This window comes from Bacteroides sp. 14(A) (assembly GCF_000526555.1).
GTDB lineage: Bacteria > Bacteroidota > Bacteroidia > Bacteroidales > Bacteroidaceae > Bacteroides > Bacteroides cellulosilyticus.
Genome location: NZ_JAGH01000005.1, coordinates 128,277 through 149,591, shown reverse-complemented (window position 1 = coordinate 149,591; position 21,315 = coordinate 128,277). Strand labels below are relative to the sequence as shown.

At 44.9% G+C, this 21,315-nt stretch carries 16 protein-coding genes and 3 tRNA genes; 10 read left to right on the top strand and 9 right to left on the bottom strand.

The features are described 5' to 3' along the window. Window positions 1–79: 79 nt before the first annotated feature. The 6 genes from K429_RS0123330 (at window position 80) to K429_RS0123305 (ending at window position 8,191) form a co-directional block, all read left to right on the top strand. Window positions 80–1,234, top strand: a complete 1,155-nt coding sequence (locus K429_RS0123330; RefSeq protein ID WP_029328277.1) for a dicarboxylate/amino acid:cation symporter — start codon at window positions 80–82, stop codon at window positions 1,232–1,234. 80 nt (window positions 1,235–1,314) lie between these two features. Then, complete coding sequence (gmd, locus tag K429_RS0123325) at window positions 1,315–2,391, top strand: GDP-mannose 4,6-dehydratase (RefSeq protein ID WP_007213539.1); 1,077 nt, start codon at window positions 1,315–1,317, stop codon at window positions 2,389–2,391. Between the two features lie 21 nt (window positions 2,392–2,412). Then, a complete protein-coding gene (locus tag K429_RS0123320) occupies window positions 2,413–3,489 on the top strand; it encodes a GDP-L-fucose synthase (RefSeq protein ID WP_007213538.1) in 1,077 nt (358 codons plus the stop codon). Window positions 3,490–3,701: 212 nt separating this feature from the next. Further along, entirely contained in the window at window positions 3,702–5,360 is a 1,659-nt protein-coding gene (locus K429_RS0123315; protein ID WP_007213537.1) for a long-chain fatty acid--CoA ligase, read from the top strand. 36 nt (window positions 5,361–5,396) lie between these two features. After that, the gene (locus K429_RS0123310) at window positions 5,397–6,953 is read left to right on the top strand and encodes a sulfatase (protein ID WP_007213536.1); all 1,557 of its coding nucleotides are present in this window, start codon (window positions 5,397–5,399) and stop codon (window positions 6,951–6,953) included. Window positions 6,954–6,958: 5 nt separating this feature from the next. Then, on the top strand, window positions 6,959–8,191 hold the full coding sequence (locus K429_RS0123305; RefSeq protein ID WP_029328275.1) for an LA_2272 family surface repeat-containing protein: 1,233 nt from the start codon (window positions 6,959–6,961) through the stop codon (window positions 8,189–8,191). Between the two features lie 244 nt (window positions 8,192–8,435). On the opposite strand, the gene K429_RS0123300 is transcribed toward K429_RS0123305, so the two are convergent. The 5 genes from K429_RS0123300 to K429_RS0123280 all read right to left on the bottom strand — a co-directional run bounded on the left by K429_RS0123300 (window position 8,436) and on the right by K429_RS0123280 (window position 12,592). Continuing rightward, complete coding sequence (locus K429_RS0123300) at window positions 8,436–10,421, bottom strand: fructose-bisphosphatase class III (RefSeq protein WP_007213534.1); 1,986 nt, start codon at window positions 10,419–10,421, stop codon at window positions 8,436–8,438. Window positions 10,422–10,552: 131 nt separating this feature from the next. Then, window positions 10,553–12,217: a putative transporter gene (locus K429_RS0123295; protein ID WP_029328274.1), complete on the bottom strand. Its 1,665-nt coding sequence runs from the start codon at window positions 12,215–12,217 to the stop codon at window positions 10,553–10,555. A 116-nt stretch (window positions 12,218–12,333) separates the two neighbouring features. Further along, window positions 12,334–12,406 (bottom strand) — tRNA-Lys (locus tag K429_RS0123290). Window positions 12,407–12,424: 18 nt separating this feature from the next. After that, window positions 12,425–12,496: transfer RNA gene (locus K429_RS0123285), tRNA-Glu, on the bottom strand. A gap of 9 nt (window positions 12,497–12,505) precedes the next feature. Further along, a tRNA-Ser gene (locus K429_RS0123280) sits at window positions 12,506–12,592 on the bottom strand. 444 nt (window positions 12,593–13,036) lie between these two features. Between K429_RS0123280 and K429_RS0123270 the strand changes: the two genes are divergently transcribed. The 4 genes from K429_RS0123270 to K429_RS0123255 all read left to right on the top strand — a co-directional run bounded on the left by K429_RS0123270 (window position 13,037) and on the right by K429_RS0123255 (window position 16,395). Continuing rightward, window positions 13,037–14,377 (top strand): MATE family efflux transporter, encoded by a 1,341-nt coding sequence (locus K429_RS0123270; protein ID WP_029328272.1) that lies wholly within the window; start codon window positions 13,037–13,039, stop codon window positions 14,375–14,377. Between the two features lie 122 nt (window positions 14,378–14,499). Further along, window positions 14,500–15,084 (top strand): Crp/Fnr family transcriptional regulator, encoded by a 585-nt coding sequence (locus tag K429_RS0123265; RefSeq protein WP_007213530.1) that lies wholly within the window; start codon window positions 14,500–14,502, stop codon window positions 15,082–15,084. A 243-nt stretch (window positions 15,085–15,327) separates the two neighbouring features. After that, a complete protein-coding gene (locus tag K429_RS0123260) occupies window positions 15,328–15,960 on the top strand; it encodes a YiiX/YebB-like N1pC/P60 family cysteine hydrolase (protein WP_007213528.1) in 633 nt (210 codons plus the stop codon). A 30-nt stretch (window positions 15,961–15,990) separates the two neighbouring features. Beyond that, on the top strand, window positions 15,991–16,395 hold the full coding sequence (locus K429_RS0123255) for a DUF4878 domain-containing protein (protein WP_007213527.1): 405 nt from the start codon (window positions 15,991–15,993) through the stop codon (window positions 16,393–16,395). A gap of 14 nt (window positions 16,396–16,409) precedes the next feature. Here the strand turns inward: K429_RS0123255 and K429_RS0123250 are convergent, their stop codons facing one another. The 4 genes from K429_RS0123250 to K429_RS0123235 form a co-directional block, all read right to left on the bottom strand. Beyond that, window positions 16,410–17,171, bottom strand: coding sequence for a creatininase family protein (locus tag K429_RS0123250; protein ID WP_029328271.1), 762 nt, complete (start codon window positions 17,169–17,171; stop codon window positions 16,410–16,412). A 62-nt stretch (window positions 17,172–17,233) separates the two neighbouring features. Further along, window positions 17,234–18,106 (bottom strand): AraC family transcriptional regulator, encoded by an 873-nt coding sequence (locus K429_RS0123245; RefSeq protein WP_007213525.1) that lies wholly within the window; start codon window positions 18,104–18,106, stop codon window positions 17,234–17,236. 186 nt (window positions 18,107–18,292) lie between these two features. Further along, window positions 18,293–20,614 (bottom strand): TonB-dependent receptor, encoded by a 2,322-nt coding sequence (locus K429_RS0123240; protein ID WP_029328270.1) that lies wholly within the window; start codon window positions 20,612–20,614, stop codon window positions 18,293–18,295. Between the two features lie 337 nt (window positions 20,615–20,951). After that, complete coding sequence (locus tag K429_RS0123235; protein WP_007215033.1) at window positions 20,952–21,281, bottom strand: hypothetical protein; 330 nt, start codon at window positions 21,279–21,281, stop codon at window positions 20,952–20,954. Between the last annotated feature and the right edge of the window lie 34 nt (window positions 21,282–21,315).

Sequence of the window (21,315 nt, the reverse complement as noted above, 5' to 3'; positions counted from 1 at the left end):
TGTTCGTATGAATTTCGAATAAAAATCGTACTTTTGCAAACATAACTCTATTTCAATGGAGAAACTTAAATTCAGTTTTATGAAAAAACTACATATCGGCTTACTGCCGCGTATCCTTATAGCCATCGCATTCGGTATTCTTTTTGGTAATTTTCTTCCCGGAGAATTGGTACGCCTGTTCGTTACATTCAACGGTATCTTCAGCGAATTTCTGAATTTCTCCATACCGCTGATTATTGTGGGACTGGTTACCGTAGCTATTGCCGACATCGGTAAAGGTGCCGGGAAACTGCTGTTGATTACCGCACTGATAGCTTACGGGGCAACCCTGTTTTCCGGTTTCCTCTCTTACTTTACAGGAGTAACTATATTTCCTCATCTGATAGAGTCCGGTGCCCCGCTGGAAGAGGTCAGCGAAGCGCAAGGGATATTGCCGTTTTTCTCAGTCGCCATTCCACCGCTCATGAATGTGATGACGGCACTGGTACTGGCTTTCACTTTAGGGCTGGGACTTGCCCAACTGAAAAACGATACACTGAAGAATGCAGCACGTGATTTTCAGGATATCATTGTCCGTATGATCAGTGCAGTGATCCTGCCGTTGCTTCCTATTTATATATTCGGCATATTCCTTAATATGACACATTCGGGACAGGTATTCTCTATCTTAATGGTATTTATAAAGATTATCGGCGTAATCTTCCTGCTGCACATCTTCCTGCTGGTATTTCAATATTGTATCGCTGCGCTGTTTGTCCGCCGGAATCCTTTTAAATTGTTAGGAAAGATGCTGCCCGCCTATTTCACGGCTTTAGGTACACAGTCTTCTGCCGCCACTATCCCTGTTACCCTGGAACAGACAAAGAAGAACGGCGTATCCTCTGATATTGCGGGGTTTGTTATCCCTCTTTGCGCCACGATACATTTATCCGGTAGCACGCTGAAGATTGTAGCATGTGCTCTTGCTCTGATGATGATGCAAGGTATGCCTTTTGATTTCCCCTTGTTTGCCGGTTTCATTTTCATGCTGGGAATCACGATGGTAGCCGCTCCGGGAGTTCCCGGTGGTGCCATCATGGCATCCCTGGGTATCCTGCAATCCATGCTCGGTTTCGATGAATCGGCACAGGCACTGATGATCGCACTCTACATTGCAATGGATAGCTTCGGTACTGCCTGCAATGTAACGGGAGATGGGGCTATTGCACTGATAGTAGATAAGATATATAAGTGACAAGCCAATAAGTTTTGTATTCTCGTAAAAAATAACGAATTTTGCCCCCGCAAAAAATAATCAATAAAGAAGCCTACAATATGAAAACAGCTTTAATCTCCGGAATAACAGGTCAGGACGGTTCGTTTCTCGCCGAATTCTTATTACAGAAAGGATATGAAGTACACGGTATTCTCCGCCGTTCTTCTTCATTCAATACAGGGCGCATCGAACATCTGTACTTCGACGAATGGGTACGCGACATGAAGCAAAAGCGCACCATTAACCTGCATTACGGTGACATGACAGACAGCAGCTCGCTGATCCGCATCATCCAACAGGTACAGCCGGACGAAATATATAACCTCGCTGCACAAAGCCATGTAAAAGTATCTTTCGACGTACCGGAATACACCGCAGAGGCAGATGCCATCGGCACGCTGCGTATGCTGGAAGCTGTCCGCATCCTCGGCATGGAGAAAAAGACAAAGATTTACCAAGCCTCCACTTCGGAACTTTACGGTAAAGTACAGGAAGTCCCCCAATCGGAAACAACTCCTTTCTATCCCCGCAGCCCATACGGAGTAGCCAAACAATACGGCTTCTGGATTACAAAGAACTACCGCGAAAGTTATGGTATGTTTGCCGTAAACGGTATCCTTTTCAATCACGAAAGCGAACGCAGAGGAGAAACATTCGTAACCCGCAAGATTACGCTGGCCGCCGCCCGCATAGCCCAAGGTTTCCAAGACAAACTGTATCTGGGTAATCTGGATGCACGTCGCGACTGGGGATATGCGAAAGATTATGTAGAATGTATGTGGCTGATTCTTCAACACGATACACCGGAAGACTTCGTGATAGCCACAGGCGAAATGCATACCGTCCGCGAGTTTGCCACCCTTGCCTTCAAGGAAGTAGGCATCGAACTGCGCTGGGAAGGTGAAGGCGTAGAAGAAAAAGGTATCGATGTGCAAACTGGAAAAACGCTTGTAGAAATAGATCCTAAATATTTCCGCCCTGCCGAAGTGGAACAGCTGTTAGGTAATCCGACAAAGGCCAAAACTCTTTTAGGCTGGAACCCGAGACAAACCAGTTTTGAAGAATTGGTGAAAATCATGGCAGCACACGATATGAAGTTTGTGAAAAAGCTATATCTGAGATCACTTGAAAAATAATATATAAAAATCAGAACTATAATGTTAGACAAGAACGCCAAAATCTACGTAGCCGGACACCGTGGTCTGGTAGGCTCCGCCATCTGGAAAAACCTGCAAGATAAAGGATATACCAATCTCATTGGCAAAACCCACAAAGAACTCGATTTGCTGGATGCCGTTTCCGTACGTAAATTCTTTGATGAAGAACAACCGGAATATGTATTCCTTGCCGCTGCTTTCGTTGGCGGCATCATGGCAAACAGCATTTACCGTGCCGACTTCATCTACAAAAACCTGCAAATACAGCAAAACGTCATCGGTGAAAGTTTTCGCCACAATGTGAAGAAACTCCTCTTCCTGGGAAGCACCTGCATCTATCCGCGTGATGCCGAACAACCCATGAAAGAAGAAGTGCTCCTCACCTCTCCGCTGGAATATACCAACGAACCGTACGCCATCGCCAAGATTGCCGGACTGAAAATGTGCGAGAGTTTCAACCTGCAATATGGCACGAATTACATCGCCGTAATGCCTACCAACCTCTATGGTCCGAATGACAACTTCGATCTGGAACGCAGCCATGTGCTCCCTGCCATGATTCGCAAGATACATCTGGCTCATTGCCTGAAGCAAGGCGACTGGGATGCAATATGCAAAGATCTGAACCAGCGTCCGGTAGAAGGTATCGACGGCAACAGCAGTAAGGAAGATATTCTTGCCATCCTTGCCAAATACGGTATCAGCAACAGTGAAGTGAAATTATGGGGTACAGGCACACCTCTTCGCGAATTCCTCTGGAGCGAAGAAATGGCAGATGCCAGCGTCTTCGTCATGGAGCATGTAGACTTCAAAGACACCTACAAACAAGGTGATAAAGATATTCGTAACTGCCATATTAATATAGGTACAGGCAAGGAAATCTCTATCCGCGAACTGGCCGAACTGATAGTTTCCACCGTAGGTTACCAAGGTCAGCTGACTTTCGACAGCACCAAACCGGACGGAACCATGCGCAAACTGACTGACCCCTCGAAACTGCACGCTCTGGGCTGGCACCACAAAGTGGAGATTGAAGAAGGCGTACAACGCATGTACAACTGGTACTTAGGGCGGTAATGCATTAAATTCACCACAGAGTAACACAGAGTTTTATTAATTTGAACTCAAGGAAAATAAAACTCTGTGGAACTCTGTGTTACTCTGTGGTGAGATTCATCCGTCAAGCTAAATTGTACATCCCCTCCGCTTTTTTCAGTTAAAAATTTGCATTCTTTCTATAAAGCCTTATATTTGCACAAATTTCAACTAAATGTGCAATATATAATATCATGGAACAAAGTTTTATCGCCTATATTGAGAACAGCATTAAACAGAATTGGGACCTGGATGCCCTGACCGATTATAATGGGGCTACCCTGCAATACAAAGACGTAGCCCGCAAAATAGAGAAAGTACACTTAATCTTCGAAGCAAGCGGAATCAAGAAAGGAGATAAAATTGCCATCTGCGGACGTAACAGTTCACACTGGGGAGTTACTTTCCTCGCTACACTGACCTACGGAGCCGTTGCAGTTCCTATCCTGCACGAATTTAAAGCGGATAATATACATAACATCGTAAACCATTCCGAAGCCAAATTACTGTTTGTGGGCGACCAGGTATGGGAAAATCTGAATGAAGCCGCCATGACCATTCTGGAAGGCATCATCCTGATGACGGATTTCTCTATCCTGATATCCCGTACGGAAAAGTTGGATTATGCCCGCGAACACCTGAATGAGTTGTTCGGCAAGAAATACCCCAAGAATTTCCGCAAGGAACACATCGAATATCACAAGGACCAGCCTGAAGAACTGGCAGTAATCAACTATACTTCCGGTACGACGAGTTATTCCAAAGGCGTAATGCTACCCTATCGCAGTCTGTGGTCGAATACAGCATTTGCATTTGAGGTATTGCCACTGAAGGCCGGGGATAAGATTATCTCCATGCTACCGATGGCGCACATGTATGGCCTGGCATTCGAATTCCTGTACGAGTTCTCCGCAGGATGTCAGATATACTTCCTCACCCGTATGCCAAGTCCAAAGATTATCTTCCAGGCATTCTCGGAAGTGAAGCCGCACTTGGTGGTAGCCGTACCGCTTATTATAGAAAAGATTATCAAGAAGAACGTGCTTCCGAAACTGGAAACACCAACCATGAAACTATTGCTTAAAGTCCCCATCATCAACGACAAGATCAAGACAACCGTACGCGAAGGAGTAGTCAGTGCCTTCGGTGGACGTTTTGCGGAAGTTATTGTAGGGGGTGCCGCTTTCAACCAGGAAGTAGAACAGTTCCTTCGCATGATAGAATTCCCCTACACGGTAGGTTACGGAATGACAGAATGCGGGCCGATCATCTGTTACGAAGACTGGTCACGCTTCAAACCGGGTTCCTGCGGTAAGGCCGTTCCCCGTATGGAAGTGAAAATCCTTTCTCCTGATCCGGAAAACATAGCGGGAGAAATCGTATGCCGCGGACCTAACGTCATGCTGGGATACTATAAAAATGAAGAAGCCACCCGTGAGGCTATTGATGCAGACGGTTGGTTGCACACCGGTGACCTTGCGCTGATGGATGCCGAGGGCAATGTAACCATCAAGGGACGCAGCAAGAACATGTTGCTCGGTGCCAGCGGACAGAATATCTATCCCGAAGAAATAGAAGACAAGCTGAACAACCTGCCGTATGTTGCCGAAAGCATCATCGTACAGCAAAATGAAAAGCTTGTCGGACTGGTATATCCTGACTTTGACGATGCTTTTGCGCATGGTCTGACCACTACGGACATCGAACGTGTCATGGAAGAAAACCGCGTTGCGTTAAACGCAGAGCTTCCGGCATACAGCCAGATATTCAAAATGAAAATCTATCCCGAAGAATTTGAGAAAACGCCCAAACGTTCCATCAAACGGTTCTTATACCAAGAGGCGAAGGGATAAGAAAAAGAAACTAACCTTTATAAAGTATCATCTCAAATGAAAAACGAATTATTACTATCTGCTGCCATATTGCCCATGTGTGGTATGGCAGGAGAAGCGATTGCGGCATCTCCGGCAAAGGGAGCGCCGAAAGAAAAGCAACGTCCGAACATAGTTCTGTTTTTGGTTGACGACATGGGATGGCAGGATACTTCGCTGCCTTTCTGGACTCAACGAACGCATTACAACGACACTTACCACACGCCGAATATGGAACGCCTGGCGGCACAAGGGAAGATGTTCACACAAGCATACGCTTGTAGTATCAGCTCCCCCACCCGGGTCAGTCTTTTTACAGGGATGAATGCCGCGCGGCATCGTGTGACAAGTTGGACATTACGCAAAAATACAACGCATGAACAACCGGACTCTGTGATGATCTATCCGGAATGGAATGTGAATGGTATTTGTCAGGAACCAGGAATCGAACGCACTACACAAGTCACTACGCTTGCACAAGTGCTTAAAGAGAACGGATATCAGACCATTCATTGCGGTAAAGCCCACTTTGGAGCCAATGATACTCCCGGAGCTGATCCGCTGACGATGGGCTTTGAAGTAAACATAGCCGGACACGCTGCCGGTTCACCGGCCAGTTACTACGGCAAGAATAATTTCGGTAATAAGCCGGACGGGAAAAGTCCGTTGGCAGCAGTTCCGGGATTGGAAAAATATCATGGCACGGACACCTTCCTCAGCGAAGCACTTACACTGGAAGCGATGAAGGCTTTGGATAGCGCACAACAGAAAGATGAACCATTCTTCTTATATATGGCTCATTATGCCATTCATACGCCTATACAACCGGACTATCGCTTCTATCAGAAATATCTGGATAAAGGACTTCCACCCGTAGAGGCCGCCTATGCCACCCTCATTGAAGGGATGGATAAAAGTCTGGGAGATCTGATGGATTATCTGGAACGCAACCATCTGACAGAAAATACAGTCATTCTCTTCATGTCCGATAATGGCGGACTGGCTGCACATACCCGTGCCGGAGAACTGCATACACAGAATTACCCGCTTAACAGCGGAAAAGGTTCCGCTTACGAGGGCGGTGTACGCGAACCGATGATCGTGAGCTGGCCCGGTGTAGTAGCTCCGGACACGAAATGTGGAGATTATCTGATGATTGAAGATTTCTACCCGACTATTCTTGAGATAGCAGGCGTCCAGAAGTACACTACTGTGCAAAAACGGGATGGTATCAGTTTTATGCCGTTGTTGACAGGAAAGGGTAAAGTCAAAGATCGTGATATCTATTGGCACTATCCCCATAGTTGGGGACCTTCGGGCCCAGGTATTGGGGCTACCTGCTCCATCCGCTCCGGTGACTGGAAACTTGTATATTACTTTGCGGACGGTAAACGTGAACTGTTTAATATTCCGGAAGATATCAGCGAGAAAAACGACGTGGCTATAAAGAATCCGCGTATCGTAAAGAAATTAGCACAGAAATTAAGTAACTATCTCCGGTCGGTAGATGCACAGCGTCCTACGCTTCGTGCCACCGGCAAATTAGCCCCTTGGCCGGACGAAATTAAAGATTGAAACCAATGAGACGATTATTTCCATCCATTATTGCATTACTGATGGTTGCGGGTACACTCCCTGCACAGACCACTGACAGTCCGTCAACAACAAAGAAAGACAGAGAGCCTGTCGGCATCAACCTATCCTTGTGGAAGAACATGTCTACACAGCAGACTGATACTGTCGGCAGTACCTGCCTCAACCTCGGTCTTTTTTCCTCCATGAACCGCCTGAACGGCGTGGGTATCAATCTACTGGGTGGAGTGGTGTTGCGTGACATGAACGGTGTACAAATCACAGGACTTGCCAACTTAGTAGGAGGCAGTATGCGAGGCGTCCAGATTGCCGGTATCAGTAACGTGAATGGGAATAATCTCAGTGGCGTATCCATATCCGGTTTAGTCGGTATCACGGGAAATCATGCACAAGGTGTCATTTTCTCGGGGCTCACCAATATAACAGGAGACAACACCAGTGGTGTTATCATAGGTGGTCTGCTGAACATTAGCGGTGAAAACTCTTCGGGTGTGCACCTGGCAGGATTAGCCAATATTGCAGGTGAGAGCTTCAATGGCATCACCACTTCCGGGCTTCTGAATATTGTAGGCCAAAGTCTGCGAGGCATACAAATCAGCGGCTTGGGTAACATCACAGGAGAAGACATGCACGGTATGCAAATATCCGGACTCGGTAACGTGGTAGGCGGAAGTTTTACCGGTGCACAACTTGCCCCCATGAACATGGCAAAAAGCGGAAAAGGATTGCAAATTGGATTATTCAATTACTATAAGGAGAACTTCGATGGCTTCCAGTTAGGTCTGGTAAATGCCAATCCGGATACGAAAGTACAGCTAATGCTTTTCGGAGGAAACACTACAAAGCTGAATGTAGGTGCCCGTTTCAAGAACAAGTTGTTCTATACCATCTTAGGCGGTGGTACACACTATCTGGATTTCAGCGATAAGTTTTCCGCCTCCCTCTTCTATCGTGCCGGTCTCGAATTACCTTTGTACAAGCAGTTGTTCATCAGCGGTGACCTGGGCTTCCAGCACATCGAAAACTTCAAGAATAAAGATTACGGTTTCCCTGCACGCCTCTATGCCCTCCAGGCACGCGTCAATCTGGAATATCGCTTAACAGACCGCCTCGGTATATTTGTCACCGGTGGTTACGGCGGCAGCCGCTACTACAACAAGGGAGTTACTTACGATAAAGGAGTGATCCTGGAAGGAGGAGTGGTGCTGTTTAAATACTAAGTATTAACGTAAATTCGATATAAGAATTGGCGTATAACGGTATAGTAATGAATAAGACTCACCACAGATTACACAGATTCACACAGATTTATTAATCTAATAATCAGTAAAATAGAATCTGTGTCAATCTGTGTAATCTGTGGTGAATTCATTCATAACCCGAAATAATGAGTCATTTACGTTATTAGGTCTTAAACATTTGTCAATACATTATGTGTAACAGTCAATACCTAATACTCAGTATTCAGTTCTTTTCCTTTATAAATCCCGTCCTATACGCTACCAGCAACTTCTTCAGGTCCTGTATCTGCGTTACCAGTACTTTTCCCTTATCGGTATCTTTCACCATCATGCGTTGTGAATTGAACTCGACGACGAAAGTATTGGATTTGATATCCTGTCCCTCCTCTATCGCCTTCTGACGGCTTTGGAACGGTTCGTGCTGCACTAGCTGTAAGCCATGTGAATGATATACCAGCGTATATCCGGCAATTCCGGTTTCCGGCTGATATGCTTTAGAGAATCCACCGTCAATCACCAGCAGTTTACCGTCTGCTTTTATCGGCTTCTCACCTTTGATAATCTTCACAGGCACATGCCCGTTAATGATGTGTGAATGAGGACCTGTAACCTCAAATTCCGCAAGAATACGCTCGCAAATATCCGCACGGTTACGCAAAGTATAATAATATCCTTTGGTCTCCTTAGACAGTTCTTTATCTCCGATGAAATAGCGTTCAAACGTTGCCATCTTATCCTTGTCAAACGATGGAGCATTTGGGCCACACCACATATACCACACATAATCCAGCGCAAAACTCTTCTCCTCCGTACCGTCTTCATCAAAATAAGCTGTACGTATCAGCTGATCCGTTTTACACAATAATTTCTTACCCCAATATTCTTTCTTTCCGATGCGGACACGCTTGAAACTGCCATCTTCATTCAGAGGCATCGAAGCATGATACAACAGGTTACTATTACAAATCAGATACATACCACCATACGTAAATAAGCAGCGCATGTGCTTCTTCAGCTTTTCACTGTTCATGAACGAAGCATGAATCTTATCAATCAACTCCCGTTCCTCATCTGACAGGCGATACGGATCAGCCGGATCAATCGTCGGGAAGTTGGTATCGCGAAGCGGATATTCCTTTCCTTCGTACACAAAAACGCCTTTCTCGAAATCAATCTTTTCCAGCAACTTTCGGTTCTGCATGCCAAACTCAGGACGACGATCTATAATCTCCGCTTCCAGTTTGAACTGTATCACCGTAATGGCTTTATGCATCTGGGTAATCAACCGCAAAGTCTTCTCGTTATAGTTACCATCTGCGAAGTTCATCTTCGGTGCAAAGATTGTACAGGGATCATCCGCATAGGTATCCATGGCAAACGTGGCAAGCGGCAGCAAGTTAATGCCATACCCGTCTTCCAATGTCGCCAGATTAGCGTAACGCATCGACATACGGATCACATTGGCAATACAGGCGTCATTACCCGACGCTGCTCCCATCCAAAGAATGTCATGGTTTCCCCACTGGATATCAAAGTTATGATAATCGCAGAGTGTATCCATAATGATATGCGCTCCCGGACCACGGTCGTAGATATCTCCTACGATGTGCAGGGAATCAATCGTCAGCCGCTGGATAAGATTACACATCGCGATGATGAAATCATCTGAACGCTTGGTAGAGATGATAGTGCTGATAATCACATTGATATAGGCATGTTTATTAGGCTCTACACTCGACTCATGCAGCAATTCCTGAATGATATACGAAAATTCTGCCGGAAGTGCCTTGCGTACCTTTGAGCGTGTATATTTGGAAGATACATTTTGGCAAACTTTCACCAGCTGGTTCAATGTTATCAGATACCAGTCGTCCAGGTCAGCCTCCTGTTCTTTAATCAGTTGCAACTTCTCTTCGGGATAGTAAATCAGCGTACATATCTCTTTCTTCTCACTTTCACGCAGGGTATGCCCGAAGATTTCATTCACTTTTCGCTTCACGGCTCCCGAAGCGTTCTTCAACACATGCTGAAAGGCTTCATATTCACCATGAATATCGGTCAGGAAGTGTTCTGTCCCCTTCGGGAGGTTCAGTATAGCTTCCAAATTGATTATTTCTGTACTGGCATCCGCAATTGTAGGGAAACTGCGTGACAGCAACTGCAAATAACGCAAGTCGCTCATGATGCTTTCAGGGGTAATATTACTCATGATATCTAATTACAAATTACAATTTACAAATTATATATGGCTTGTGTCTTCATTCCAAACCTCAACTCTACGTTTCCAATCCTCAACTCTACGTTCCCAATCCTCAACTCTACATTCCCAACTCTTCACTATCAACTTAAAAAGAACATCAACAGCACTTGTGCGATAATCACACGCAGGAACATGCACAAAGGATAAACCGTAGCATAAGAAACTGAAGGATTATCACCAGGAATGGTATCATTCACATAATTCAATGCCATCGGATTCGCCATACTTCCACACAACATACCGGCTACCGAACCGAAGTCCACCTTCATCCAACGAAAAGCAATAACTCCCATAATCAATACAGGAACTACCGTCAGCGCACAGCCCACAGCTATCCACAGCAATCCTTCGGGACGAAAGACTGTATCGAAGAAATGAGCGCCCGCGTCCAGGCCCAGACAAGCCAGATAAAGCGACAAACCCAGTGCACGAAGCATCAGGTTCGCACTGCGTGTAGTATACGTAACCATGTGCATTCTGGGGCCGAAAGTACCGATAAGGATACCTACGATAATCGGTCCGCCTGCCAATCCCAGCTTCACCGGAGTGCTTACACCCGGAATAGCAATAGGGATAGCACCCAGGGCAAGTCCCAGGATAATACCAACAAATACAGCCACGAGATTAGGTTCTTTCAGGCTCTTCACTGCATTTCCCAGTACTCTTTCCACATTCTGTATAGCAGCGGCCTCACCTACTACCGTCAACCGGTCGCCCAATTGCAAGGTAAGCTCTGCCGTAGCCAGCAGCAATACTCCGCTACGATATACACGGCTGATATTGATTCCATAATGATTGCGCAGATGAAGCGAACCCAATTTCTTTCCGTTCAGTTCCGGACGTGTCACCACAATGCGCTGTGAAATCAGCTGGCTGTCGATGGCATTCCAATCAATGTCTTCCTTGTTCCAGTCCGTATTTTCCTGCTCACCAAACAGTACGGTTAGTGCAGGCACATTCTTTTCCGAGGTGATGACCAGCAGGCGGTCGCCTTCTTTTATCACTTTCTCAGAAGTGGGAATGCTCACATTCCCATCCCGCCACAAACGGGATATGACGAATTTAGGATAACTCAATTGAGCTATATCCTTCACACTCATATTAAAGATTGCCGGATTGTGGACCTGAAATGCAACGATATACGGTTTGTTCGCATCGTCTTTCTCTTTGATCTCCAAGTCTTCCTTACGAACCAGTGCCTTGCGTATCATCAGAATACCAAGAATTACTCCCACTACGCCCAACGGATATGCCACCGCACATCCCAAAGCCGGCGTATTTGCTTCGATACCCATCTGTTTCAGAGTTTGCTGTGCAGCACCCAACGCAGGTGTGTTAGTAGTAGCACCACAAAGAATTCCCACCATATCCGGCAGCGATATTCCCAGTCCGTAACTTCCTAAGAGTGTCATCACCGTACCAATCAGCACTACCCCCACAGCCAGCATATTCAGTTGTACGCCGCCCGTACGGAACGAACTGAAGAAACCGGGGCCGACCTGTAAGCCCAACGCATACACAAAGATTACCAACCCGAAACTCTCCGCATAGTTCAGCATTTTCGGGTCGATAGACAACCCGAAATGTCCGGCAATGATACCTGCAAAAAACACAAACGTCACGCCTAACGATATGCCGCAGATGTGTATTTTTCCCAGTCCCAAGCCGATAGCGGAGATCAACGAGAGTACCACAACCGCCTGTAGAGCGGAATGTTCAACGAATAAACTGTATAACCAATCCAATGTGTTTACGCTTTTAATTGATTTCGGAGTGCAAAGATAGGAAGTATTCCCGGAGAATGAGAATTAATTGCATAAAAAAAGCGGTCATCATTATTTGATAACCGCCTTATACCTTGTACACCCTCAGGGACTCGAACCCTGGACCCATTGATTAAGAGTCAATTGCTCTACCAGCTGAGCTAAGAGTGCATTATGCTTTTTTTACCGTAGTGGATACGAGAATCGAACTCGTATTACATGCGTGAGAGGCATGTGTCCTAACCGTTAGACGAATCCACCGGCTGTTTGCGGAAGCGGGGGGATTCGAACCCCCGGTACAGTTACCCGTACGTCAGTTTAGCAAACTGGTGGTTTCAGCCACTCACCCACACTTCCTTAAACCTGCATTGTTTCTCAAATGCGGTGCAAATGTATGGGAAACTTTTGGACTATGCAAATCTTTCCATCATATTTTTTTCTGACTTTTTTCAATAAAAGATGTAATCTGTTAAAAGTCAAAAGCAAAGCATAGAAAAAAAAAGATGAAAGAGTGAAAGAATTTGTGTTCAAATTGAAAGATCCATTTATTTCTTTTCTTTTCGGTTATGAATTAATTCACCACAGAGTAACACAGAGTTTCACAGAATTTAATCAATTTGAAATCAAAAGAATAGAACTCCGTGAAACTCTGTGTTACTCTGTGGTGAAAACTCATTACTATACCGAAACGAATTAATTTTGATGCGGTGCCCCTGAAAATTGACTCATATCAATTCCCCTATCCTTCCCTTTGCGTACCTTTGCGCGATTTTTCATCACCGTGTCTCAAACACATACGAAATGATACATCAGGAAAGTTTAAAAAAGAGGCTTGCCAAACTTGCCGCCCCTATTTTTATAGAAACTCTGCTCATTATGATGCTGGGTGCTGTAGATACTATTATGCTGAGTCGCCACTCCGATAGTAGTGTTGCGGCTGTAGGGGTGGTCAACCAGATTATCATGCTCACTTTTCTCGTATTCGAGGTCATCAATCTCGGAACTTCCGTCCTTTGCTCCCAATATCTCGGTGCCCGCCTGCAAAAGAAAGTAGTGCAAGTGGTCGGTGTTTCAATCCTTGTGAACATAGTGGTAGGCGTATCCGTCAGCCTGCTCCTTTTCTTTGGTGCCGGACCTATCCTGCGCCTGATGGGACTGACTTCCGAACTGATGACTGACGGCATGGATTATATGCGTATTGTAGGCGCGTTTGCCTTCTTCCAAGCCATTTCATTAACGCTTTCCGCCTCCCTGCGCAGTGCCAACAAAGCCATTTATCCAATGTTAGTAACCGTTGTTGTCAATATCCTAAATATAGTAGGTAATTACTCACTCATCTTCGGTCGCTTTGGTTTTCCCGAGCTCGGCGTAGAAGGAGCTGCCATCTCTACTGCTTTCAGCCGGGGTGTATCTATGATACTTTTATTCATTATCCTGTTTCGCAAACATATCCATCGCTTCCCCGTTGCCTATTTCCGCCCGTTCCCATGGATAGAGCTAAAGAACCTGATGAAAATCGGCCTTCCCTCCGCCGGCGAACAACTTTCCTACAGTTCTTCGCAAGTAGTGATTACCTTCTTCATCAATATGCTGGGAGTCGAAGCTCTTGCCACACGCACCTATTGTGTCAATATCATCATGTTTGCCTATCTGTTCAGCATCTCCATGGCGCAGGGTGGTGCCATTTGCATCGGGCATCTCATCGGAGAAAAGAAACCTCATGCCGCTTTCCTCATGGGTAAATATGTTATGAAGAAATCCGTCATGATCACCGTTATACTCTCCACCATCCTTGCTATATTCGGAAACACGATCTTCCATTGGCTTACCACCAATGAAGAAATCATCCGGCTCGGAACCACCATCCTCATCATCGACGTCATTCTTGAAATCGGACGTCCCATCAATATTTTCGCAACAAATGCCTTGCGTGCCGCCGGGGATGTCACCTACCCCTTCTATGTCGGTCTGGTTGTTCAGTGGAGCGTTGCCGTCGGCTTGGGCTACATCATCGGTATCCCTCTGGAGTGGGGAATCTGCGGTATGTGGGTCGCTTTCTTGCTGGACGAGAACATCCGTGGAGCCATCTTCGTAAAACGCTGGTACAGTATGAAATGGACGACAAAAGGGTTTGTTAAGTGATTAGTAGCCTGAACAATGCTAATCACTTATCACTAACCACTAATCACTTAATAAGATTTGATATAAATCAAATCTTTTATACCTTTGTCCCCGGAAACAGTTACAGAAACCAGCGAACAATTATGGATACACTATTAAAAGAAACAGTTGATGCCACTGTGAACTCTCGTTATCCGGGCATGGCACCTGAAGGTAGAAAACTGATAGAAGATATTCTGATCCGCAAAGAGCTGGAAAAGGGTGAACTCTTATTCAAGGAGGGACAAGTCTGCCACCACATGGTATTTGTCGGAAAAGGCATGATGCGTCAATTCTATTATAAAAACGGTAAGGACGTCACCGAACACTTTTCCTACGAGGGTTGTGTCATCATCTGCATCGAAAGCACTCTGAAACAAGAACCTACCCGCCTGATGGCAGAGGCCCTGGAGCCTTGTACAGTCTACCTTCTCCCCTACGACAAATTCATGAGATTGACCGAAATCTCCTGGGAAATAAATATGTTCTATCGCAAGATATTGGAATACTCACTCATCGTATCCCAGGTGAAAGCCGATTCATGGCGTTTCGAGACAGCCCGTGAACGCTACAATATGCTGATGCACACCCATCCGGAAGTTATCAAGCGGGCGCCATTGTCACATATCGCATCTTATTTGCTAATGACACCCGAAACTCTCAGCCGTGTACGTTCGGGGATATTGTAAGAAATACGATAAGAATATTCAGTTTTTGATTTATATCAAATCATTTTTCCCTGAAACTCTCTACCTTTGCGCCATCAGAAAAGAAATAGAATTAGTTTTTATAGGTAAAAGAGATTAGTTTTTAGGGTATAAATTAAAAAAGAGGTAACAACTGAATAAGGTTGTTGCCTCTTTTTTCGTTTACACTACAAAAATCATTTAAAAAACATGTAATGATGCAAATTAATTTATATATTTGTACGGATGGAAATGAAGACACACGTATCACTACTGAAAACAATATTGTTTCTTACCCTTGTACTGGTCGGATGCCAGGGAAGTTCAGATAAAGAGACACCTCCGGTAGAGCTACCACAAGAACTATTCCGGGATGGGGATATCGCTTTCAGAAGAGGAACAGGGATTACCAGTAGAGTAGTGTTGGCTGCAGACCGGGAAGGTGCTTATTCGCATACCGGCATCCTGAAAAAGAAAGCCGGACAATGGTATGTGATACATGCCGTGCCTGGTGAACCGGATTTTAAGGACGACCCTGATCGTGTAAAAATGGAAACCGTAGAAGTGTTTTTTGAGAAAAGAAAAGCTGTTAACGGAGCTATCATGCGTGTATCAGGAGATTCGGTAGCCAGATACCGGGCAGCAACTCACGCGGAACATCTTTATGAGAGCCATGTGTTATTCGATCATGATTATGATTTGGCAGACACCACCAAGATGTATTGCACGGAGTTGATAGACTTTGTATACAGAAAAGAGGGAATAGATTTACCCGAAGGGCGTGTCAGCCACGTAAATATTCCCGGATTCAGAGGAGATTATCTCCTGCCCAACGATATTGCGCAGAGCAAGCGTCTCTGTTTGATATACTATTTTTAAATACACATTAATCACTTTAAAAAAAAGCGTATGAAAAAGGTATTTTATTTTAGTCTGATGGTTATGACTATGTTTTTAATGACAGCTTGCTCTTCAAGTGGCCCGGGAGATGCTATGAAAAAGTATGGTAATTATCTCATCAAAGGTGACTATGAGAAATTTGTAGACGGACTTGCATTCGATGAGAGCGTAGGTGCGGAGAAAATGAAAGAGCAAAAGGACGGGCTTGTGTCCATGCTGAAAGAGAAAGTTTCCAAAGAATATGAAAAAAAGGACGGACTGAAAAGTATAGAGATCATATCAGAAGAAATATCGGAAGATGGAAACACCGCAACAGTAAAGATTAAGCAAACCTACGGAAACGGAGAAACGCAGGATGGTACACAATCAATGGTAAAAAGAGATGGCAAATGGCTAATGTCAGTAGATAAGTAAGCTTTTCTTTTTGCTTAGTAGAGCTCACCTTGCCCAACTTCCGTAAAGAGTTGGGCGAGTTTTTCTATTACTGGTTTTACATAATGTGCTCCTTTTTCTGCTGAAGCTTTTCTGGGATTCCCTACCCCACTATCTATCGTAGCTTTATCCCAATGACGAGGTGCCCAGCCCACCTTCTCGTTCAGCGAAGGAATGGCAAACGGCTTGGATTCTCCATCGCCTGCTTCATCCAGATTCACTAATTCCGGATGGTAATGCATCATCACAGAAGTTTCCGATTCACCGGCGTGATCGTCTATTTCAGCTTCAAAGTAGCCTTTGGGAGAAACAATACTGAACCAGTCAGTGGCTATAATCAGGAAATCCGGATAGACAAAAGCAAGGTCACGTATCATGCCTTTGAAGTTATTGCCTCCATGCCCGCTGATAATAATCAATTTACGCATCCCCTGAGCATGCAGGGAAGCTACAATATCTTCCAGAATGGCCTGCTGGGTAGAGTAGCGGGTGTGTATGCAGAAAGGAAGTTCACGCTGTCCGGGATTATGAGCACCAAAAGGTACGGGAGGCATCACCATACAGCGCACACCTGAATACTCCAGTGCCAAAGCAGCGGCATCTACGGCTATATCATGGGGCAGAATACAATCAGTAAGATACGGAAGATGCAGATTATGGGGTTCCGTAGCGCCCCAGGGGAGTATGACAACATCATACTTCACATCCTTTACTTTTCCATAGCAGGATACAGTAAGATCAATTTCTCTTTTTTCCATGCTTTCTTATTTTTGAGAGTATTTGATAGCTGCAAAAATAAAGAATATTCCGACACTGTGTACTATTGCTTACGATATTCTTTCGGAGACATACCTGTATGATGCTTGAAGTATTTGCCAAAGAAAGACTGATTGGCAAAATGAAGCTCGTCCGAGATCTCCTGAATACTCATTTCAGAAGATTTCAACAGAGCTTTGGCTTCCAGAATAACAAGACTGTCAATCCATTCACCGGCTGTCTTTCCGCTCACTTCTTTTACAGCTGTAGAAAGATGCTTGGCTGTGAGGAACATCTTGTCGGCATAATAAGCCACACTTCGTTCTACCTTATATGATTCGGAAATCGAACGAATAAAACGTTCAAAGAGATCTTCTTTCCGAGTTTTCGTTTTTCTGACCGCAGGCTCATTGCCCTGATAGATACTATATATCTCATAAAACAAAGAAAGAATCAATCCTTGTGTAATCTCTTTACGGAAAGGGTTGTCCTTCAGTTTTACTTTCTTCTGAAGGAAAGAATAATATTCCTGAATGGCATCCATCTCTTCCGGTTTAAGGTGTACACAGGGCTGTTCCTTAATCATGAAAAACAAAGGGAACAACTGCTGCACCGTAGGAAGTACATCATCAATGAACTGTCCGGATACTACAATGAAAACTCCGGTAAAATCATCCGAGCGCTCCACTTGCTGCAATATCTGCTCGGGCAGCGTGACCACCAGGACACCTGCGGTTAGTTCATGCTCTTTCAGATTGATGCGTATCCGGCAATGCCCTTTCAGGCAAAGTGTCAGGCAAGACGCATTCAGACGCGTAGGGTAACCAAACAAGGGAATATCTCCTATATTGTCGAATATGGCAAAATCATTCCCGATAAAATCCATTGCCGGAAAACGGCGAATAGTTGCTATGTCTACGTTCTTTATATTTTTCATCTCCCTTTCTTAATTACGCGGCAAACATAAGCAATATTTCGCTGAAAACCGTCCGAAATCTCCTAAAAAAAAGAAAAAAGGAACATTTGTATAAGAAAGGGCTTCTGAAATTATGCTCTTACAATAAATTCATAAGCCCTTGCAATAATTTCGGAAGCCCCCGCAATATTAAATTTAGACCTTAATCTAATTCATAATCTTAAAACCGATAAAAAACGTTCTCGGCTGTGTAGGTCCGTAAAAGTAACCGGAGTCGCGGAACTCCCCTTTATCCAGGTCTTTTTGGAAACTATTAAAGATATTTTGTACACCGGCATTGAGTTGCAACTTGATATGGTCATGCAAAATAAAAGTGTAATTCAACTTCAGATTGAGATCGAAGAAATCGGGAGTATTCTCCATACGGTCTTTCTCGATATTACAGAAAGCTCCTTCAGGAGCATCTACCGGTGCATAGTGAGGAACGATCATCTTACCGGTGTAGATACCCGACAAAGAGAAATCAAAGTTCTTCAACGGCGCAGAAGAGAAAGTAAAATAACCGTAGTAATCCGGTGTACGCATCATACGCTTGGTGGTCAACTCTTCATCATCTACTTCGGTCCAAACTTCAGCTTTCGTATAGCGGCTACGCTGTGCCGTGAAACCTAACTGGAACTGCGCTTCTTTGCCATGAGCCAGCTTTGCATCCAGATTGACACCGTATACACGTGCTCCACTACCATTGCGACGTTCTTTTATCTTGTCACCGTTCTCATCTTTACCGATATCTTCCAACACGAATACATGGCGCAGATCTGTGTAGAAACCTTCCAACAGAACGTTTGCCTGCCAGTGTCCGAGGTATGTACTCCAATCTATAGAACCGCTGTAACTATTAGAGCGCTCTTCACGCAGATTGTCAGCCAGCTTAATCTGAACGCCCTCACCGCCTACAGCGGTCACATGCAAGTCTTCATCATAAGCCTGTGGTGCACGGAAACCGGTAGAATACGTCAGACGAGCCTGAAAATCTTCAGTCGGCTTATAGAGGAAATTGACGCGCGGACTGAAAATTAGTTTGTCTATCAGATTATGCTTGTCAAGGCGGGCACCTACCAACATGGTAAGCTGACTCATCTTCCATTCATTCTGAACAAAAGCACTGGCAATACGTACATCCTGCTTCATATCACGGTGATAACCGGTCATGACATCATGCAGGGAGTTATTCTGATATTCCAATCCACCGGTAAAAGTGGCCGGAGCAAAGAAACAGTTATTCATATTACCAACATACATACCACCGGCAACCCAGGTCAGATCATCAGTCTTACCATAAGCATTCAGGTCTTGCTGAGCCCCATAGTAACTGTTTCTGTCTGTATGCTGCACAGAGCCGTAAAGAGATATTTTATGCTTATATTCACGCCAGAACAGATCGTAGCTGGCACCTCCACTATTGATGATGTGCTTGGTCTGTTCTGTGATGTCGGACTCATGGGGCTGCAAATCAAACTTATTGCCACCGCGTCGGAACTCGTTGGTTGTATGATATTCCAAATTGATGCGACTGAAGTGTGTAGGACGATAGTAAGCACGGAAACCAAAGGTATTCATGTTCAGCTTACCGAGTTCGGAGAAGCCGTCATCGTCACGGTCATAGGGATTACGGTTGCGATAGCTTTCATACAAGGCAATACCATAGGAATTATCTTTAGCAACCAAGGAGACATTACCGCCCATATATTGCTCCCACGACTGTCCGTCCATGCACGAAAACATACTGGAAACTTGGAAGGAATTACTGATAGGGTCTTTGGTGATAATATTGATAGTACCTCCCACTGCATTCGCTCCGAACAGGGCAGAGCCACCACCACGTACAACTTCTACCCGCTCTATCATATTTACAGGAATTTGCTCCAGTCCATACACGCCGCTAAGGGCACTAATGATCGGACGACTATTAATCAGAATCTGAGAATACGGGCCTTCCAGACCATTGATACGCACCTGGGGAAAACCGCAATTCTGACAATTGTTCTCTACACGCAAGCCGGACTGGTAATTCAGAGTCTTTGCCAAGTCGGTGGAGTTCACCATCTCAAAAAGTTTGGTACTCATCACATTCACAACAACCGGGGCATTCTTCCGGCTCACTTCATTGCGATTGGCAGATACAACCACTTCATCAGTCATGAAGCTTTCCTCCGCCATCGGGAAGTGCACAACTGCGGTAAAATCCTTACTGACAGTTACTTCTTTTTCCTGTGTCTTATAACCTACAGCTGATACACGAAGCGTATATTTTCCGGCAGGAAGCTTGCGAAATTCGAACTGGCCTTCTTCATTTGAGACTGTTCCCTGGCCGTTTTCTTTAATCAATATAGTTGCATAAGGTATATTTTCTTCTGTTCCTTTCACAATCACGTGACCGGAAATCATGTTGCCTTCCTTTATAGGATTTACAGCATAGAGGCTGATGCAAACCACCGTAAGCACCAGCGCAAGTATATGTTTTTTCATTAATTTGCGCTCAAAAAATGTATGTATTGATAAAAATTAAGTAACGCTTAAAAAAGAACTTGGTGCATAAGCAAGTTCTGAGAGTAAGCTTATAAATGATAATTTACCAGCGTAGCGCTGGAGCAAGGTTCTCCTTCGGCGTGCAAGTAATCTTTCAGACACGGATGACACGGATGACGCGGATTCTTTTTTCCTTCGGTGTGATATGCCGGTATGTATAGCGCAGCTTTAAAAATCCGCGTCATCCGTGTCATCCGCGTCTAAAAGATTAAAGTCCGCGTTCCTCCGCCTTATCCGCGTAGTCCGCGTACCCATTCCCTCGCCGCTAAATTATCATTTACGCCGCGAGCGCCGGCGGAGCACGAAGAGAAATAGTCTGTTTTCCCCCTCCTTTTATCAAAGGCGACACCTGTTCTGCTTCCAGCACTGCCAGAAGTATTCGCATGGGGTGCAGATCTTCATATACATCAACCTCCGGAGCCTGGAAAGTTGACAAACGACCAATAACGAGAAGTTCGGATTTGGAGTGTGTATGTTTACCGTGAAACGGATGGGAGTGCGTAATGATGACTCCATTGACATAGTGAACATGAGTAAAAGCTGTAATACTTGTCTGATATGCCACAAACAGCACCAACAAGCATACAGCTCCTATAATTCTTTTCATCTCTTTGTTCACGTTCCTACCACCCTTTTAAAAT

What these genes read in the sequence shown, in the direction of transcription:
- K429_RS0123330 (WP_029328277.1), top strand. Translation starts at nt 80, where the DNA reads ATGAAAAAACTACATATCGGCTTACTGCCGCGTATCCTTATAGCCATC.
- gmd (WP_007213539.1), top strand. Translation starts at nt 1,315, where the DNA reads ATGAAAACAGCTTTAATCTCCGGAATAACAGGTCAGGACGGTTCGTTT.
- K429_RS0123320 (WP_007213538.1), top strand. Translation starts at nt 2,413, where the DNA reads ATGTTAGACAAGAACGCCAAAATCTACGTAGCCGGACACCGTGGTCTG.
- K429_RS0123315 (WP_007213537.1), top strand. Translation starts at nt 3,702, where the DNA reads ATGGAACAAAGTTTTATCGCCTATATTGAGAACAGCATTAAACAGAAT.
- K429_RS0123310 (WP_007213536.1), top strand. Translation starts at nt 5,397, where the DNA reads ATGAAAAACGAATTATTACTATCTGCTGCCATATTGCCCATGTGTGGT.
- K429_RS0123305 (WP_029328275.1), top strand. Translation starts at nt 6,959, where the DNA reads ATGAGACGATTATTTCCATCCATTATTGCATTACTGATGGTTGCGGGT.
- K429_RS0123300 (WP_007213534.1), bottom strand. Translation starts at nt 10,421, where the DNA reads ATGAGTAATATTACCCCTGAAAGCATCATGAGCGACTTGCGTTATTTG.
- K429_RS0123270 (WP_029328272.1), top strand. Translation starts at nt 13,037, where the DNA reads ATGATACATCAGGAAAGTTTAAAAAAGAGGCTTGCCAAACTTGCCGCC.
- K429_RS0123265 (WP_007213530.1), top strand. Translation starts at nt 14,500, where the DNA reads ATGGATACACTATTAAAAGAAACAGTTGATGCCACTGTGAACTCTCGT.
- K429_RS0123260 (WP_007213528.1), top strand. Translation starts at nt 15,328, where the DNA reads ATGGAAATGAAGACACACGTATCACTACTGAAAACAATATTGTTTCTT.
- K429_RS0123255 (WP_007213527.1), top strand. Translation starts at nt 15,991, where the DNA reads ATGAAAAAGGTATTTTATTTTAGTCTGATGGTTATGACTATGTTTTTA.
- K429_RS0123250 (WP_029328271.1), bottom strand. Translation starts at nt 17,171, where the DNA reads ATGGAAAAAAGAGAAATTGATCTTACTGTATCCTGCTATGGAAAAGTA.
- K429_RS0123245 (WP_007213525.1), bottom strand. Translation starts at nt 18,106, where the DNA reads ATGAAAAATATAAAGAACGTAGACATAGCAACTATTCGCCGTTTTCCG.
- K429_RS0123240 (WP_029328270.1), bottom strand. Translation starts at nt 20,614, where the DNA reads ATGAAAAAACATATACTTGCGCTGGTGCTTACGGTGGTTTGCATCAGC.
- K429_RS0123235 (WP_007215033.1), bottom strand. Translation starts at nt 21,281, where the DNA reads ATGAAAAGAATTATAGGAGCTGTATGCTTGTTGGTGCTGTTTGTGGCA.